Genomic DNA, 16,033 nt, shown 5'->3' with positions numbered 1-16,033 from the left:
TATCAATGTTCTTTTTTGTTGTTGCCGTTTCATGCGACAGCTTTTATATTATATCAAAGTGTTTCATGTTTGTCAACAACTTTTTTATTTTTTTGTTCTGCATTTAAAACTTTCATTTCTCATGCATCAGCTTGTTTATAATAACATCCGTTTTCCTGAATGTCAAGCACTTTTTTCGACTTTTTTCACATTTTCTTGATCTGTATTTTACATTCAATATTATGTTTTATCGATTACTGCTTTTTAGCTTTGAACAAAACGGAGAAAGAGGGATTCGAACCCTCGCGCCGCTATTAACGACCTACTCCCTTTCCAGGGGAGCCCCTTCGGCCAGCTTGGGTATTTCTCCAAAACGTCCGTTATTTAATATACACGATTCTTTCTTTTTTGTCCAGTACTATTTTCAAGTTTTATATATTACTCACTTACAAGATTAAATTCCACTCTCATGTGGAATTTAATCTTGTAAAATAATGTAACTTCAAAGGTAAATCTTACCTTTTTTCATTTCGCCTTTTTACTCCCCAAAAACCAAGCCGAACAATAAAAAAAGCAGAACATATTGTTCTGCTTCAACCGGAGAGGGTGGGATTCGAACCCACGCGCCCTTTCGGACAAACGGTTTTCAAGACCGCCTCGTTATGACCACTTCGATACCTCTCCGCATTTATTAAGTTGTTGCTGTGTATCAGCGACAAGATAGATAATATCATAGTGATACATTATTGTCAACACTTTTTTTAAATTTTTTTCAATTTCTTTTTTTGATCAGACTTTCTGCTAATATCAGATCTTCTGGCGTTGTAATCTTTATATTCTCATACGAACCTTCTACCAACTTTACTGCACAGTTTTCCATACGCTCTACAACCATCGCATCGTCTGTTATCCCTGTTTCATTTTCTTCATTTTCCATCAATTTAAAATATGCATGACGAATTAATGCAGTCTCAAATACCTGCGGAGTCTGAATACACCACACAAATCTTCGTTCCGGTGTATTTACTGCGAAATCATTCTCATCTACAATCTTTACCGTATCTTTCGATGGCATTCCTGCCACACATGCCCGGTATTCTTTTACTGCCTGGTAAGTTCGTTCTATGATCGATTCATCAACAAACGGACGTGCTCCATCATGAATAAAGACATAACCTTCCGGTTCTATTTCTCTTAGTGCTTTATATACAGATTCATACCGTTCTTTTCCACCAACCACAATTTTATTAACTTTTGTGATTCCATAAGCTTCTATAATATTTTTCCGGCAATAATCAGTCTTACCTTCTCCTGTCACAAGAACAATTTCATCAATAATCGGAGATGCTGCAAATGCAGCAAGAGAATAGTAAAGTACAGGCTTTCCGCATATTTCCAGATACTGCTTCTGTATTTTTGTACCCATCCGGCTTCCTTTTCCTGCTGCCAGGACTACTGCTGTACATTTTTCCCTGTTCATATTATTCTCTCCTTTTTATCTGCATTTCGTGGTTGCCCACTCTATCTTTCGCCAAGTTTCAGATTCGGGACTGCATTCAGATCCCATCCATGTCTGGTTCCATTTATGTATTCATAATAAGCCGCCACACCGATCATTGCTGCATTATCTGTACAGAAAATCGGTGACGGATAGTAAAATTCTATTTCATTCTTTTCACATGCCTGTTTCATTGCTGCACGAAGACTACTGTTTGACGCCACGCCTCCCGCAATTGCAAACTTATTAAGTCCATATTCTTTTACTGCATGCATTGCATTGTCTACCAGCACATCAGTAACTGCTTTCTGAAAGGATGCAGCAATATCAGCACGGTTGTATTCAATCCCTTTCATCTTGCAGCCGTTAATATAGTTTAAAACTGCTGACTTCACGCCACTGAAGCTGAAATCATATGGGGAATCTTCAATATGCGCGCGTGGAAATGGGATTGCATCTGGATCCCCTTCTTTTGAAAGCTTATCAATCTTCGGTCCTCCCGGATATCCCAGGCCAATTGCTCTAGCCACTTTATCAAAAGCCTCCCCTGCCGCATCATCTCTGGTTCTTCCAAGAATCTCATAAGTTCCATAATCCTTGACGCATACGAGATGCGTATGCCCCCCAGACACAACAAGACACAAGAACGGTGGTTCCAGTTCCAGATTCTCAATATAATTTGCAGAAATATGCCCTTCAATATGATGAACTCCAACAAGTGGTAACTTTTTCGCATATGCGATTGCTTTTGCTTCTGCCACACCGACAAGGAGCGCACCAACAAGCCCCGGACCGTAAGTTACACCGATTGCATCAATATCATCCAGTGTAACCTCTGCATTTTCCAGAGCCTCTTCTATTACCTGATTAATCTTTTCAATATGCTTTCTCGATGCGATTTCCGGAACCACACCACCATATAATTTATGTAGATCTATCTGTGACGAGATCACATTTGACAACACCTGTCGTCCGTTCTTTACAACGGCTGCTGCCGTTTCATCACAGGAACTTTCAATTGCCAGTATTAATATATCCTTTTTCTCTGTATCCATATTTTTCCTTCTCTCTACTGCTTTGCTTATTCCGGGAAATCCAGTTCTGTTGTCATACGGTCTTTTCCTGCGATCGCATGTGGAAAGATTGCCCGCACTTCATCCATATATTCTTCCGGATGGCGCAGGGACGGGCTGTAATGCGTAAGCCACATTTCTCCCACCTCCGCCTCTTTTGCCAGGTTTGCTGCCTCATAAAAGGTCATATGCTTATATTCTACTGCCTTTGCCGCTTTTTCTTTTTCTCCGTACATTCCTTCGCAGATAAACAGGTCTGACCCTTTTGCATTCTTCCGGATAGAATCCGTCGGTCTTGTATCTGTACAATAGGTAAGCTTAATTCCTCTTCGAGGTGGTCCAAGGACCATCTCCGGCGTCAGTATTCTTCCGTCAAGCTCTACTGTCTCACCTTTTTGAAGATGTTTCCAGTATTCCTTCGGAATTTTCTGTTCTGTTGCCCTCTGCACATCAAATTTGCCGGCACGGTCGATCTCAATCGTATAACCGTAACAGATCACATTATGTTTTACGCGAAATGCTTTCAGACGATATCCATCCATCTCAAAAATCTGTTCTGGCTCTGTAATTTCTCTATAGTGGATTTCAAATGGCAGTTCCGGCGCGATCACTCGCAGAGAACTCACCACTCTCTCCAGACCTTTCGGTCCAATCAGAGTAAGCGGTTCCTTTCTGTCCGCATTTCCCATTGTAAGAAGAAGTCCCGGAAGTCCGCTGATATGATCTCCATGATAATGTGTAAAACAAATTACATCGATCGGTTTAAAACTCCATCCCTTCTCTTTTAACGCAATCTGTGTGCCTTCACCACAGTCAATCAGCAGCTGGCTGCCGTTATATCTTGTCATAAGTGCGGTCAGCCATCGATAAGGAAGCGGCATCATTCCACCGCTTCCAAGCAAACATACATCTAACATTCTAACTCCTGTTCTCCATATACCGGAATCTGGAAAGATGCTATCCAGGTATCATAACATTCCTCACAGATATCAAATCGATGGAGTTCTCCGTCTTTGTGCGAAAAATATCCCCATCTTTTTTCAACTGTAAGCACCTCTTCCTCCGGTATTCCATTTTTTATTGTGATTTCTTTTTTACATTTATTGCACACAATCTTTGTGACTGTATTTTTTTCTGTCTGAATTTTTTTATAATTACGCATCTTACTTCCTCCTGAGTATCTTTGCAAAAAAAGACTGCCATTTCATTTTTCAGCTCTTCCTATGTTCAGGTACATTATAACGTCACAGACTGACGCCTTCCAGTGGGAAGTCTTGTATATTCTTGCGATTTCTTCCATTTTCTAAACCATGCGGCTCATCAGGATTGCATCTTCCGGATTTTTCCCTCCGTAATAGGACTTTCGCTCTCCATCGATTCCAAATTTGTTTTTTTCATAAAAAGCAATCGCTGTCTGATTACTCTTACGGACATCAAGAAGCATTCTTTTCAGTTGCTTTTCATGGCAGATCTGTTCCATAAATCCAAACAGCATCTGTCCAATTCCTCTGCGTCTTTCAGATTCAGCAACTGCAATTCTTGCAATCTCGCATTCATCCAGAACGTAATAACACAGAAAATATCCCAGCAGGGTATCCCCTTCCATTGCTGCCGCACAAAAAGTATGCTTCTGTCTGACAGTTGATCTCACTTCATGATAACTCCACGGATCCGGAAATACGTCTGTTTCCATCTGCGCCACCTGTTCCATTCGTTCTCTGTCATTTTCTGTTATCAAAGTAATTTCTATGTTATCTCTATTACTCATGTGTTTTTTCTGCTTTCAGACGTTCTTCTCTTTCCCGTTCTGCCTGTGATACACGCAGATAATCCGGTTTGTGTTCCATTGCAGTTTCTGTTTTTCCTTCTTTATAATACTGAATTCCAAGCATACCGACTGCTGCCGCTCTCTGCTGGTTCATATGTGCCGGTGCAAATGCAATATCATAATTCGTCATCAATTCCTTCTCCAGCCTGTCTTTATGCACCGGTACACCGTCTCCAAGAAAGATCACTGGTTTTCCATAAGTACAAAGTTTTTTGGCAAGTTCATCGATTTCGACTGCCATCTGTGCTTCCAAAACCTGCAGTTTATCACCGTCCATCTGATAAATACCAGTATATACCTGATTTCTTCTTGCATCCATGATCGGACAAATGATCCTGTCTGTATAACACAGATTATAAGCAAGTCCGTCTACTGTCGGAATGTGAATCAAAGGCTTCTTCAGTGCCAGCCCCAGTCCCTTTGCAGTTGCTGAACCAATTCTGAGTCCGGTAAATGATCCCGGTCCTCCTGCTACCGCAATCGCATCAATCGTATCCAGATTCATATCCGTCATCTTCACGATTTCATCCAACATCGGTAATAAGGTCTGTGAATGTGTCTTTTTATAATTGATCGTATACTCTGCAATCGTTTTGGAAATTTCGTTTTCTTCTTCAACTACTGCGACAGTTGCAACAAGTCCCGAACTGTCTATTGCTAAAATGCGCATATTATTCTCCTCTTTTCTCTACCGTAATCCGGCGGAAATCAAATCCCTGTTCCAGATCTTTTTCTATCGTGATCTCTGTCCGGTTCGCCGGAAGAATCTCATCGATCAGGTTCGCCCATTCGATCAGGCTTACACCGTCTCCATATACATAGTCTTCAAAACCAATCTCGTCCATCTCTTCAATGTCACCAATCCGATACACATCAAAATGATAGAACGGAAGTCTTCCGTCATCATATACCTGGACTATTGTAAAGGTTGGACTGCTGATCGGTTCTTCAATCCCCAGTCCTTTTGCCAGTCCCTGGGTAAATACGGTCTTTCCGACGCCGAGATCTCCTACCAGTGTATAGACTTCTCCTGCTTTTGCATGACTCCCGATCTTCTTACCGAGATCATAGGTTTCTTTGGCACTTTTTGTTTCAATTATCATCTTCTGGTCTGCCTCCTAATTTGCACTGACGTGTCTGATATTGACTTTCTTGGCTGGCATATGTGTAGAAATCATCTGCACTGCTGCCGCATACTGTTCTCCCAGGGATTCTCTTGGAAAAATCAGTGCTCTTACCTTTGTTACATATATAATTACAGACTGACCGGTTGAAACTGCCTTCCGGAAATCTCCCCATTCATTAAGCACACTTTGTTCATCCTGTGAAATGCGGATTCCTTCTTCGTTAAGTTCATAACTAATCGGTTTCTGAAACATCGGGGAGCGCATTACCTGTTCTGCCGCACGTGCTTTTAAATGAAGTGGGTTTCCGATCAGAAAAATTGCGGCAAACAAAAAGAACGTTGCTGCTGTACTGTAGCTTCCAAACATGCATTGTCTGATTCCCAGCACCAGTGTTACACCACCGAAAATCACACCAACGATTCCACTAAGGCTTGTGTAGGAAGTATAGAGCATAAAATCAAACATGGCTTTTTTTGTCATTTTTACTTCAAACTTTATATTCATTCATTTTCCTCCATATCAGATTAAGTCACACCGATTATATCATACCGAATCTTTGGAAACAAGTCGTTACTGCTCACTCCGGGTTTAGAAAAACACTGTCTTTTCTTAACTTGTACTTGTATTTTATATACGCCTGCGCTATAATGTGTTCAAATGAACAAGGAAATTCTTCGGGGTAGGGTGACTTCTTATCGCTATAGTATAAGCAGAATTCCCAACCGGCGGTTACAGTCCGCGACCTGTCAGATTTCTGACAGCTGATTTGGTGCAATTCCAAAACCGACAGTAAAGTCTGGATGAGAGAAGAAAAAGTGATTTTGCAAATAATCCCCCCGACGTATTACGTCGGGGATTTTTTTGCATAGGCTTTCGAAGATTTTCCTCCTCAATTCATCTGATTATGTCAAGAGAAAAGGAGAGAAAAAATGAGTACAGATGTAATGACAAACCCAAAAACAACAACGAAAGAAAAAAAACGTATCAGCACAAAGGTAATTGCACAGATTGGTGTGCTCGGAGCAATCGCTATGGTTCTGATGTTATTTGATATTCCACTTCCATTTGCACCAACCTTTTACAAAATTGATTTCAGTGAAGTTCCGGTCCTTGTCGGAGCATTTACCATGGGACCTGTAGCCGGCGCTTTGATCGAACTGGTCAAAATCCTGTTGAACCTCCTGATCAGAGGTACATCAACAGCTGGTGTTGGAGACCTCGGAAACTTCCTGATCGGATGTGCAATGTGTATTCCGGCTTCCCTGATTTATCAGAAGTTACATTCTCGCAAGGGTGCGATCATCGGTATGGTAACAGGAACTGTTTTTATGACAATTGTCGGATGTTTTATCAATGCATACCTTCTGCTTCCGGCATACGCTGCTGCATTCCATATGCCGATCGACGCACTGGTTGCCATGGGAACCGCAGTCAACAGTCATATCAACAGTCTTCTGACTTTTGTTTTACTTTCTGTTGCACCTTTCAATCTGCTGAAAGGTTTCCTGGTATCATTGATCGTATTCCTGATCTACAAAAAGATCAGCCCGATTTTACAAATGGGACGCGAATAGATTATAATTTTACAAAGCAGCAAAAGGGGTTCGTTATGAGCCTCTTTTTTTATGAAACCAAAAAACAGAGAGAAGTCTGCCCACGCCGGCATTCTTCTCTCTGTTGAATTTCTTTTGATTTATAAAGTATCGTTTCTTCTTACATATCCTGGTTTTTCCGGATCTGCAATCAGTTCCTTTGCATGGACAATCCTTGCACTCTTGTCCACTACCTGCGCTTCAATCCGTGCATCCTCTCCAATTACAACTCCCGGAAGGATAACACTATCTTTGACAACTGCACCTTTCTTAATTACGCATCCACGTCCGATTACCGAATTCTCAACAGTACCCTCAATCAGGCATCCATTGGAAATTACCGATCTCTTGACACTTGCTCCTTCATAATACTTTGTTGGGCATGAATCATTTGTTCTTGTGTAAATCGGCCAGTTCTTATCAAACAAAGTCACTGCATTCTTCATATCGATCAGTGATAAGTTTGCATTATAGTAGCTCGTAAAATCTGTGATAGATGCAAAGAATCCTCGATGTGACACTCCACGTACATCCAGTTCACTGCATGCCATATTCACAATATCATTAAGTGTGAACATGGAAGAAATCTTTCTTCCCTTTTTAACCAGTTCCATAAACAGATCTTTGCGCATTACATAAGTGTCCATGAAAATATTACGATTTTTCGCGTTACCATGGTTCGGTTCCAATGAAAGGACACCCTTCTGCTTGTTCAGATTAAGTGTTGAACAGTTCAGATAGTATTCTTTTGCATTATCCACACTGTGATATAACAGGGTAATATCTGCACCGGATTCAATATGTGTCTTAAGTAATTCATCATAATTCTGTGTATAAATCATATAACTTGGTGCAATAACTACATATGGATATTTTACAGCTTCAATACACTCCATATTTTCTTCATATGCCGCCAGGTCATTATTGTATACACTCCATTCTGCATTTGCAAAATCAGAATAAAGAATATGAAGACGGCCACTCTTTGAGTTGATATTGTAATGACGGCCTGTTCCAAGATGTTCTGTAAGAGAACGCGGTTTTCTTCTTACATAAACCTGAATATGTTCGATTTCACTGTTGCTCATATTAGAGATTGGGAAATCGATAACTCTGTATCTTCCAAGGAATGAAACAGCACCAACCGGACGGTAATTCTGCATCTCTCCTACCCGGATATTGTTGCCGGCAAAACTTACGATTCCAAATGCCTGTGCCATATTACTCATCCCCCTTAACACGTTTTGATACTAATTCAATATGTTCACTGTCTGCTGATCCGACAACTGCATTTTTGCCAATCTTTACACCATCAGCCACAAGCGCTCTTGTTACAACTGCACCTTCTTCTACTTCAACGCCCGGCATCAGTACACTGTCAATAATCTGTGCACCTTCGCCGACTCTTGCACCTGTAAACAATACAGAATTTTTGACTTTTCCATTGATCACACATCCCTGGTTGATAAATGCTCTTTCAATCTCTGCTGTCGGGCCAACATACTGAGGAAGCACAGTTGTATCCTCTGTGTAAATCTTCCATGAATCATCATTCAGATCAAGTTCATTTTTACTATTGATCAGATCCATATTTGCTTCCCACAGGGAATCAATTGTTCCGACATCTTTCCAATATCCTTTGAACTTGTATGCGTAGAGCTTTCTTCCATCATTCAGCATAGTCGGAATGATATCTTTTCCGAAATCATGATTGGAATCCTGATTTTTCATATCTGCAAGGAGCATCTTTCTTAAAAGCTTCCAGTTGAATATGTAAATACCCATGGATGCCAGATTGCTCTTTGGATTCTCCGGTTTCTCTTCAAACTCTACAATTCTTCCCTCATCGTCCGTATTCATAATACCGAAACGGCTTGCTTCCTTCATCGGAACCTCAATGACCGCGATTGTTGCATCTGCTCCAGTCTCTTTATGATAATCAAGCATATTATCATAATTCATCTTATAAATATGGTCACCAGAAAGAATCAGTACATATTCTGGTGCAAACATGTCCACAAAATCAATGTTCTGTGAAATTGCATCTGCTGTTCCTCTGTATACATCCAGATCCGCATCCGCTTTTTCACGCGGTGGAAGTACATAGACTCCGCTGTTCTGGGCATCTAACCCCCATCTGCGACCTGCCGCTACATAACTGTTAAGTAAAATAGACTCATACTGTGTCAGGACTCCTACATTATCAATTCCGCTGTTGGCACAGTTGCTAAGTGGAAAATCAATGATTCTGTATTTCCCACCATATGAAACCGCAGGTTTGGCTACTTTATTTGTAAGCTCGTGAAGACGACTTCCTCGTCCGCCCGCCAAGATCATAGCAAGCATATTATTCTGCTTCATAAGTGAATCCTCTCTTTCCTATTTGTCCTGTCTTATATTATACAATTTTTCTGTTAAATTTTCCACTTTTTTGTGCAAAAAATACATAAAATTTATATTTTTATTATTATGATGTGTTCGAGGATTATGGGAATTGCGTAGCAATAGAACAATCCGGTTACATCAGTGAGCAGCAAAATTTACTTTCGACACTCACATCATCATTATTGTATTATATATGCTTTAAAATCCGAATTTATGTCTATTTTCTTTCCAGATTTTCCCCATTGCATATTCATATGTCTTATCAAAGACAAAAAGTATAAATTGTCCGAATACAACAGACATAAGCATTATTCCTTTTACGGTCTTTTTTTCAGATAACATACTCCAGAAATATATTAAACCCGGAATATAAAGTACATTAAATACCAGATATTTCATGAGCCAGAAAAAGTTACGGCTTCTGATCCATCCGGAAGCTCTTCCAGAAAAATGCCATATTGTTTCTATAATTAGAATATAAAATCCCATAAATGCATAGGAAACCACATATAATTTATTCGGAGACAGAAGGATTGCCAGCAAAATTCCAGCCAGTAAAAAGCCTGCCCCGCTTTTCAATCCAAATTCCTGAATCACAATCCCGACAAAGAAGGACGCCGCCGCCAGTAAAAAAAGGGTATTCGTTTCGATCACACTGCCAAGCGCAATCCCCACTTCTGTCAGTGCAAGCATAACGCCTGCAAATGCAATCTTTTTTGTATTTAGATGCATGGACACAGATCTCCTCCCATACATTCACATAATGAATCTGCGATCCACAGATCACAGCACATATTTCCAGTTCCACACGGAGAGGAATTACGATTGCCATATCCCTGACCAAACGGATTACTATTATATCTCTGTGCTCCCCAGTTCAGCTGGTTCATCAGCTCTCTGTACTGCGGGTTATTCGGGTCCATATTCACTGCCTGCGCAGCATAATCCCTTGCAAGCACATTGTTGCCTACGCCGGCGTTGGCCATGGAACTTGCATAATACCATTGTGCAGTCCGGTCATTCATACGGTTCAACACATTGATCGCGTCCTGATATCTACGGTTATTGATAAAATTGAATGCCGCCTGCAACTCCGGATTCATATTATTGTACTGCTGATATCTGCCATTGCCATAAGATTGATTCCCATAGGAATTATTACCATAAGAATAGTTCCCTGAACCCGTACCGTATCCGTAATTATATCCTCCATTCGCCCGCTCTTTCATAATTTCATCATAAGCTTCCTGTACTTCTTTGAACTTTTCTTCAGCAAGATCCCGAAGCGGATTATCCACATTGGCATCCGGATGATATTTCCGGCTCAGTTCTCTGTACGCCTTTTTTATCTCCTCTTCCGACGCATTTGGTGATACGCCAAGCACCTCATAAGGATTCTTTGTCATCTTCCTTTTCCTCGCTTTTCTTTTCTTGTATCTTTCTGTAATGTTTCCATACGCCATCATACAGGATATTCCGCAGGATATCCACGTCCAGTATACATGGCAGAATTTCAAAATTTCTTGCGCATTCGCCGATCATCATGCACAGAATGTCTCTGCATCTTTCTTCATATCCGGCTTCTTCATGCATCTTTTTTAATGGATTATAAGTCCCTTTTTCCAGGTCCTTATCCAAATCTTCGTAAGCATCCATAATGTAAATATATTTGCCCAGATAGAAACCGATCCCTCGAAGCTGCTGTTCCCAGCAGTCTTCTTTATATACCATCATCTCTTCCATCAGCCGGCCAAAACAGCCTGCCGGATAGTCAACTTCCTGTATACCCTGACTTTCATATTCCGAAAGCTTTGCCATTTCTTCTCTGATCACACGACTCTGCCTTGGATATTTCCAAATTGCTTTTTCTACTTTTCGCTTCAAAGCCATACTCCCGAGAAGCCCTGCTACTTTCTTCTCATCCTTCCAATCATCTTCCAGATGATAATACGCCATGATCAGATTCATATCGGCCGCATACTCTGTGATCTCATTTTCCAGCATTGGCTGTGGCTTTAACGGATGCATCTTACAGCGATGGCTTTCTGCCTTTGTTTCACTTTCATATAAAGAAGTAAGTAAAATGATCACAAATGTCATATCATAGGCAAGCGTAAGCTGACCTGCGCTGCCATACTGTCTCTTCAGTGACTGACAAAGGCCACAGTAATACGCTTTATATTTATGATAATCTTTTACTTTTAATTCCGGCTCATTCGCCGTCACATATCCGAACATGTATTACTGAATTCCTCTCATTGTAAGCTGGATCCGCTTCTTCTGTAGATCAACGCTCATCACCTTTACATCTACAACATCTCCTACGCTGACTGCTTCCAGTGGATGCTTGATAAAACGATCCGTGATCTGGGAAATGTGCACCAATCCGTCCTGATGCACTCCAATATCGACAAATACACCAAAGTCAATGACATTTCGCACGGTTCCTTTCAGAATCATTCCTTCCTTCAGATCCTTCATATCAAGGACATCCGTCCTGAGAATTGGTTTCGGCATCTCATCTCGTGGATCACGCGCCGGTTTTTCCAGCTCTTTGACAATATCCCGAAGGGTGATCTCTCCTATTCCAAGTTCTTCAGCGAGCTTTTTGTAATCTTTGATGGTAAGAGACAGACCTGCAAGTTTGCCGCCTGCAATATCTTCCGGCTTGAAGCCCTGCTTTTCAAGAAGCTTTCCTGCCGCCTCGTAAGACTCCGGATGTACACTGGTTCCGTCAAGTGGATTGGTTCCGCCCTGGATCCTCATAAACCCGGCACACTGCTCAAATGCTTTTGGTCCAAGTTTTGGTACTTTGAGAAGTTCTTTTCTATTCTCAAATTTTCCATTTTCTTCCCTGTAAGCAACAATATTTTTCGCAAGGGTTCCGGAAATACCGGAAATATAAGAAAGCAGCGGAGCCGATGCAGTATTTAGGTCCACACCGACTTTATTTACACAGTCTTCTACCACACCGCCAAGTGCTTCTCCTAATTTTTTCTGGTTCATATCATGCTGATACTGCCCGACACCGATCGACTGCGGATCGATCTTTACCAGTTCGGCAAGCGGATCCTGAAGACGTCTTGCGATGGATGTCGCGCTTCTCTGCCCGACATCAAATTTTGGGAATTCTTCTGTAGCAAGTTTACTTGCTGAGTACACAGATGCTCCCGCTTCATTTACGATCACATACTGCACTTTTTCCGGAATCTCTTTTAACAGTTCTACAATAAACTGTTCTGATTCTCTGGATGCTGTTCCATTTCCCAGGGAAATCAAAGAGATGTGATACTTTGGAATAATCTTTTTCAGCAGATCTTTTGCTGCCTGGATCTTCTTCGGAGTCGTAGGCGCTGTCGGATAAATTACAGTCGTGCCGATTACTTTCCCGGTCGGATCTACCACAGCAAGCTTGCATCCGGTACGGAATGCAGGATCCCATCCAAGCACAACCTGTCCGACGATCGGCGGCTGCATCAGAAGCTGCTCCAGATTCTTTCCAAACACAAGGATTGCGCCATCTTCTGCTTTTTCCGTCAGTTCGTTTCTCAGTTCACGCTCGATCGCCGGTGCGATCAGCCTCTGATAGCTGTCGGCCACAACCTCTTTCAAAACCGGTGTTGTGTATGGATTATCCCTGCGGATCACTTTCTTTTCCAGATAACGGAGAATTTCCTCTTCCGGTGCTTCAATCTTAACACTCAGGAATTTTTCTTTTTCTCCACGGTTGAGTGCCAGCACACGGTGTCCGGCTACTTTGCTGACCGCTTCTGTAAAATCATAATACATCTCGTATACAGATTCTGCTTTTTCGTCTTTTGCAGCAGAAACCAGCGTACCCTTTTTGAACGTCAGATCGCGGATCCTCTTTCTGTAATCTGCCTCATCTGAAATATTTTCTGCAAGAATATCTTTTGCACCGTCAATCGCTTCCTGCACATTTTTCACGCCCTTTTCTTCAGAAACATATTTTTCTGCCTCTTTTTCCAGGGGCTCCTTACTATTCTGAAGAGAGATCAGAACCGCCAGTGATTCCAGACCTTTTTCTTTTGCAATTGTCGCACGGGTCCGGCGTTTTGGTCTATACGGACGATAAAGATCGTCCACCAGAACCTGCGTCTCTGCTGCCACGATCTGTGCTTTCAGCTCAGGTGTTAACTTGCCCTGTTCTTCAATACTTGCAAGAACCTGTTCTTTTTTCTCTTCCAGGTTCCGCAGATAGGTCAGTCGTTCATATAATTTACGAAGCTGTTCATCATCCAGTGTACCGTGTGCTTCTTTTCTGTAACGCGCAATAAACGGAATGGTATTTCCTTCATCAATCAGCTTTACAGCCGCATCTACCTGCCACTTTTTTACGCCCAGTTCTTCTGTTATTTTCTGGTTAATATCCATTGATATCCAATCCTCTCTTTTTGTTCGCTATGGATTTAATGATACCATGTCATCTCTTATTTTTCAATTCCCGTTAAAATTACAGAGTTCGCTCGGTTTTCTTGTCTTTTTCTATTAAATATGCTATACTACAGCTAATCTGACTGAAAAATTTTAAGAAAGGATTAACCAAATGTCAAGCGATATTGAAAAAGAGCCACTGTCCAGACAACAGAAAAAATCAAAAGAAACCAAAGCACGTATCTTTCATGCAGCCAAGACAATTCTGCAGAAGCAGGGATACGATCAGCTTTCCATAAAAAATATCTGTGATGAAGCAGGTGTCTCCAACGGCAGCTTCTATCATCATTTTAAAACCAAAGATGATCTTTTATCTTATTATATTGAAGAACAGCCAAGCATCAATCCGGATCTTCTGGATATGCCGGAAGATGCAGATGAGGCAAAGATCGGTATCATCCACGTTTATCTGAATTACGCACAGTACTGCCGGGAACTCGGAGTAGAATTCATGTCCAACTACTACACACCGCGCAACCAGGCACTGAACCCAACGATCCGTACCGAGCGACCGTACCCGATCCTTACCGTAGAGAATTATCTTCGCAAAGCGATTGATGCCGGCATCATTGCGCCAAAGATTTCCCTGGATGAAATCTGCACTGATATCCGTATGCTGGTTATCGGAAATGTATTTGAATGGTGTCTGCATAACGGAGAGACTGATTTTGAAGGTAATATCCGCCGTTCGATCGGGCATTATCTGGATGGCATTTTCTGATTTCACAGATATACCACAGCGTAAAATGAATTTTTCATATTCCTTCGCTGATTTTTTACAGCACATATTTTCAAAAAAGGTGTCATGGATTTTTATGTCCATGGCACCTTTTCGGCTTATCTGTTGTTATATAAACTTGTACATCGTTGTTGTTTCGTAAGTTTCGCCCTTCTCGCATACCGGCCCGGCAAAATTCTCTTTATGGATTGCATCCGGGAAGAACTGTGTCTCGAAGCAGGCTGCCTGGCGTTTGTGGTAATGCGCCCCGCCTTTTCCTTTGGCATCAACAATAAAGTTGCCTGTATAAAGCTGCATTCCCGGAAGGTCTGTATAAACTTCCATAGTGATTCCGCTCTCTTCCGAGGACATCTCTGCCACTTTCGCAAATTCTCCTTTATTGTTCAGAACCCAGTTATGATCATATCCTTTCCCGAAATTCAGTGCTTCATAATCTGTCTCGATTTCTTTGCCAATTGCTTTCTTTGTGCGGAAATCCATCGGTGTTCCTTCTACCGGTGTGATCTCGCCTGTCGGAATAGACTCGGCATCGGCTCTGGTAAATGCATCTGCATCAATCCATACTTCCTGATCCAGTACATCTCCTGATGCATGTCCATCCATATTAAAATAGCTGTGATTTGTCATATTGATCAGAGTATCTGCATCCGGAACTGCATGGTAAGCGATCTTCACTGCATTGTCTTCTGTCAGAGTATATGTTACCTCAATATGTACAGCTCCCGGATATCCCTGATCACCATCCGGGCTGTCCAGTTCAAATGTAATATGATCATCTGCGGTTTCTTTTACCTTCCACATTCTCTGGTTATAAAAATCCATTCCGCTGTGGAGATTATTGCCATTATCATTCTTTTCAAGCTGATAGGTCACTCCGTTCAGTTCAAAGGATGCTCCTCCGATACGGTTTGCACTTCTCCCGACAATTGCACCGAAGAACAGATCTCCTTCTTCATATCCTGCTGCCTCATCATATCCAAGCACAACATCACACGGCTTGCCTTCTTTGTCCGGTACGATCACCTGTACCAGCGTTGCACCGTAATCGGATACTGCAATCTCCATTCCGTTTTTATTTGTGAGCGTATATAATTTTGTCTCGTCACCTTTAACTGTTGCACCAAAATCTGTTACTTTCATTTTTCCTCTTCCGCCCTTTCTGTTAATTGTGCCTGTAAAACAGACATCTCTTTTACAGGTGTTATTGTAACATAATTTTTTTATTTTTTGCACCCTTTATCGTTGTTCTGCCATTTTGTACATATTGCTGATATTTTTTATCATTTTGTGACAAAATTAACTTATTTGTCTATTTATTAACTTTGCTTGCAAGATTGTACTAAAATGCATACAATAT

The 16,033-nt window shown here is 41.4% G+C and carries 17 protein-coding genes, 2 tRNA genes and 1 riboswitch; of the genes, 2 read left to right on the top strand and 17 right to left on the bottom strand.

The annotated features are described in order from the left end of the window. Nucleotides 1-259: 259 nt before the first annotated feature. From PGY05_RS15670 to PGY05_RS15625, 10 genes are all read right to left on the bottom strand, one after another. A tRNA-Ser gene (locus PGY05_RS15670) sits at nucleotides 260-349 on the bottom strand. 228 nt (nucleotides 350-577) lie between these two features. After that, nucleotides 578-663 (bottom strand) — tRNA-Ser (locus PGY05_RS15665). An 88-nt stretch (nucleotides 664-751) separates the two neighbouring features. Next, nucleotides 752-1,459 (bottom strand): 2-C-methyl-D-erythritol 4-phosphate cytidylyltransferase, encoded by a 708-nt coding sequence (gene ispD, locus PGY05_RS15660; RefSeq protein WP_008373678.1) that lies wholly within the window; start codon nucleotides 1,457-1,459, stop codon nucleotides 752-754. Between the two features lie 41 nt (nucleotides 1,460-1,500). Continuing rightward, nucleotides 1,501-2,532, bottom strand: a complete 1,032-nt coding sequence (tsaD, locus tag PGY05_RS15655; protein ID WP_008373677.1) for a tRNA (adenosine(37)-N6)-threonylcarbamoyltransferase complex transferase subunit TsaD — start codon at nucleotides 2,530-2,532, stop codon at nucleotides 1,501-1,503. Nucleotides 2,533-2,558: 26 nt separating this feature from the next. Beyond that, nucleotides 2,559-3,467: a ribonuclease Z gene (locus PGY05_RS15650; RefSeq protein WP_008373675.1), complete on the bottom strand. Its 909-nt coding sequence runs from the start codon at nucleotides 3,465-3,467 to the stop codon at nucleotides 2,559-2,561. Continuing rightward, entirely contained in the window at nucleotides 3,461-3,712 is a 252-nt protein-coding gene (locus PGY05_RS15645) for a hypothetical protein (protein WP_270476280.1), read from the bottom strand. Before PGY05_RS15645 ends, PGY05_RS15650 begins: the two co-directional genes overlap by 7 nt. A gap of 141 nt (nucleotides 3,713-3,853) precedes the next feature. Then, on the bottom strand, nucleotides 3,854-4,318 hold the full coding sequence (gene rimI / locus PGY05_RS15640; RefSeq protein WP_270476279.1) for a ribosomal protein S18-alanine N-acetyltransferase: 465 nt from the start codon (nucleotides 4,316-4,318) through the stop codon (nucleotides 3,854-3,856). Further along, nucleotides 4,311-5,048, bottom strand: coding sequence for a tRNA (adenosine(37)-N6)-threonylcarbamoyltransferase complex dimerization subunit type 1 TsaB (tsaB, locus tag PGY05_RS15635; protein ID WP_008373668.1), 738 nt, complete (start codon nucleotides 5,046-5,048; stop codon nucleotides 4,311-4,313). The genes rimI and tsaB overlap by 8 nt, the downstream gene beginning before the upstream one ends. Nucleotide 5,049: 1 nt before the next feature. After that, complete coding sequence (gene tsaE, locus PGY05_RS15630; protein ID WP_055158645.1) at nucleotides 5,050-5,481, bottom strand: tRNA (adenosine(37)-N6)-threonylcarbamoyltransferase complex ATPase subunit type 1 TsaE; 432 nt, start codon at nucleotides 5,479-5,481, stop codon at nucleotides 5,050-5,052. Nucleotides 5,482-5,496: 15 nt separating this feature from the next. Beyond that, entirely contained in the window at nucleotides 5,497-6,009 is a 513-nt protein-coding gene (locus PGY05_RS15625) for a YcxB family protein (protein ID WP_055247568.1), read from the bottom strand. 162 nt (nucleotides 6,010-6,171) lie between these two features. Further along, a riboswitch (FMN riboswitch) is annotated at nucleotides 6,172-6,321 on the top strand. 113 nt (nucleotides 6,322-6,434) lie between these two features. Between PGY05_RS15625 and PGY05_RS15620 the strand changes: the two genes are divergently transcribed. Then, nucleotides 6,435-7,079, top strand: coding sequence for an ECF transporter S component (locus PGY05_RS15620; protein WP_117824532.1), 645 nt, complete (start codon nucleotides 6,435-6,437; stop codon nucleotides 7,077-7,079). Between the two features lie 119 nt (nucleotides 7,080-7,198). Here the strand turns inward: PGY05_RS15620 and glgD are convergent, their stop codons facing one another. The 6 genes from glgD to PGY05_RS15590 form a co-directional block, all read right to left on the bottom strand. Then, a complete protein-coding gene (glgD, locus tag PGY05_RS15615) occupies nucleotides 7,199-8,317 on the bottom strand; it encodes a glucose-1-phosphate adenylyltransferase subunit GlgD (protein WP_022220005.1) in 1,119 nt (372 codons plus the stop codon). A 1-nt stretch (nucleotide 8,318) separates the two neighbouring features. Then, the gene (locus PGY05_RS15610) at nucleotides 8,319-9,458 is read right to left on the bottom strand and encodes a glucose-1-phosphate adenylyltransferase (protein ID WP_008373659.1); all 1,140 of its coding nucleotides are present in this window, start codon (nucleotides 9,456-9,458) and stop codon (nucleotides 8,319-8,321) included. A 222-nt stretch (nucleotides 9,459-9,680) separates the two neighbouring features. Then, entirely contained in the window at nucleotides 9,681-10,214 is a 534-nt protein-coding gene (locus tag PGY05_RS15605) for a hypothetical protein (protein WP_173692679.1), read from the bottom strand. Beyond that, nucleotides 10,205-10,888 carry a DnaJ domain-containing protein gene (locus tag PGY05_RS15600; RefSeq protein ID WP_270476277.1) on the bottom strand — a complete coding sequence of 228 codons (684 nt, stop codon included), beginning with the start codon at nucleotides 10,886-10,888 and terminating at the stop codon, nucleotides 10,205-10,207. Before PGY05_RS15600 ends, PGY05_RS15605 begins: the two co-directional genes overlap by 10 nt. Then, complete coding sequence (locus tag PGY05_RS15595; RefSeq protein WP_270476275.1) at nucleotides 10,869-11,720, bottom strand: DUF5685 family protein; 852 nt, start codon at nucleotides 11,718-11,720, stop codon at nucleotides 10,869-10,871. Before PGY05_RS15595 ends, PGY05_RS15600 begins: the two co-directional genes overlap by 20 nt. Before the next feature lie 3 nt (nucleotides 11,721-11,723). After that, complete coding sequence (locus PGY05_RS15590) at nucleotides 11,724-13,877, bottom strand: Tex family protein (protein WP_022220004.1); 2,154 nt, start codon at nucleotides 13,875-13,877, stop codon at nucleotides 11,724-11,726. Nucleotides 13,878-14,049: 172 nt separating this feature from the next. On the opposite strand from PGY05_RS15590, the gene PGY05_RS15585 reads away from it, so the two are divergent. Beyond that, nucleotides 14,050-14,658 carry a TetR/AcrR family transcriptional regulator gene (locus PGY05_RS15585; RefSeq protein ID WP_173686928.1) on the top strand — a complete coding sequence of 203 codons (609 nt, stop codon included), beginning with the start codon at nucleotides 14,050-14,052 and terminating at the stop codon, nucleotides 14,656-14,658. A gap of 126 nt (nucleotides 14,659-14,784) precedes the next feature. On the opposite strand, the gene PGY05_RS15580 is transcribed toward PGY05_RS15585, so the two are convergent. Beyond that, nucleotides 14,785-15,816, bottom strand: a complete 1,032-nt coding sequence (locus PGY05_RS15580) for an aldose epimerase family protein (RefSeq protein WP_173685975.1) — start codon at nucleotides 15,814-15,816, stop codon at nucleotides 14,785-14,787. Nucleotides 15,817-16,033: the final 217 nt, after the last annotated feature.

The organism is Coprococcus sp. AF51-11b1 (genome assembly GCF_027682785.1).
Classification (GTDB): Bacteria; Bacillota; Clostridia; order Lachnospirales; family Lachnospiraceae; genus Allocoprococcus; species Allocoprococcus comes.
The sequence above is the reverse complement of the archived record's forward strand: the minus strand, read 5'-3'. Positions and strand labels throughout refer to the sequence as shown.

Excerpts from the sequence above, each read along its gene's own strand:
- ispD (WP_008373678.1), bottom strand. The coding sequence starts at position 1,459 with ATGAACAGGGAAAAATGTACAGCAGTAGTCCTGGCAGCAGGAAAAGGA.
- tsaD (WP_008373677.1), bottom strand. The coding sequence starts at position 2,532 with ATGGATACAGAGAAAAAGGATATATTAATACTGGCAATTGAAAGTTCC.
- PGY05_RS15650 (WP_008373675.1), bottom strand. The coding sequence starts at position 3,467 with ATGTTAGATGTATGTTTGCTTGGAAGCGGTGGAATGATGCCGCTTCCT.
- PGY05_RS15645 (WP_270476280.1), bottom strand. The coding sequence starts at position 3,712 with ATGCGTAATTATAAAAAAATTCAGACAGAAAAAAATACAGTCACAAAG.
- rimI (WP_270476279.1), bottom strand. The coding sequence starts at position 4,318 with ATGAGTAATAGAGATAACATAGAAATTACTTTGATAACAGAAAATGAC.
- tsaB (WP_008373668.1), bottom strand. The coding sequence starts at position 5,048 with ATGCGCATTTTAGCAATAGACAGTTCGGGACTTGTTGCAACTGTCGCA.
- tsaE (WP_055158645.1), bottom strand. The coding sequence starts at position 5,481 with ATGATAATTGAAACAAAAAGTGCCAAAGAAACCTATGATCTCGGTAAG.
- PGY05_RS15625 (WP_055247568.1), bottom strand. The coding sequence starts at position 6,009 with ATGAATATAAAGTTTGAAGTAAAAATGACAAAAAAAGCCATGTTTGAT.
- PGY05_RS15620 (WP_117824532.1), top strand. The coding sequence starts at position 6,435 with ATGAGTACAGATGTAATGACAAACCCAAAAACAACAACGAAAGAAAAA.
- glgD (WP_022220005.1), bottom strand. The coding sequence starts at position 8,317 with ATGGCACAGGCATTTGGAATCGTAAGTTTTGCCGGCAACAATATCCGG.
- PGY05_RS15610 (WP_008373659.1), bottom strand. The coding sequence starts at position 9,458 with ATGAAGCAGAATAATATGCTTGCTATGATCTTGGCGGGCGGACGAGGA.
- PGY05_RS15605 (WP_173692679.1), bottom strand. The coding sequence starts at position 10,214 with ATGCATCTAAATACAAAAAAGATTGCATTTGCAGGCGTTATGCTTGCA.
- PGY05_RS15600 (WP_270476277.1), bottom strand. The coding sequence starts at position 10,888 with ATGACAAAGAATCCTTATGAGGTGCTTGGCGTATCACCAAATGCGTCG.
- PGY05_RS15595 (WP_270476275.1), bottom strand. The coding sequence starts at position 11,720 with ATGTTCGGATATGTGACGGCGAATGAGCCGGAATTAAAAGTAAAAGAT.
- PGY05_RS15590 (WP_022220004.1), bottom strand. The coding sequence starts at position 13,877 with ATGGATATTAACCAGAAAATAACAGAAGAACTGGGCGTAAAAAAGTGG.
- PGY05_RS15585 (WP_173686928.1), top strand. The coding sequence starts at position 14,050 with ATGTCAAGCGATATTGAAAAAGAGCCACTGTCCAGACAACAGAAAAAA.
- PGY05_RS15580 (WP_173685975.1), bottom strand. The coding sequence starts at position 15,816 with ATGAAAGTAACAGATTTTGGTGCAACAGTTAAAGGTGACGAGACAAAA.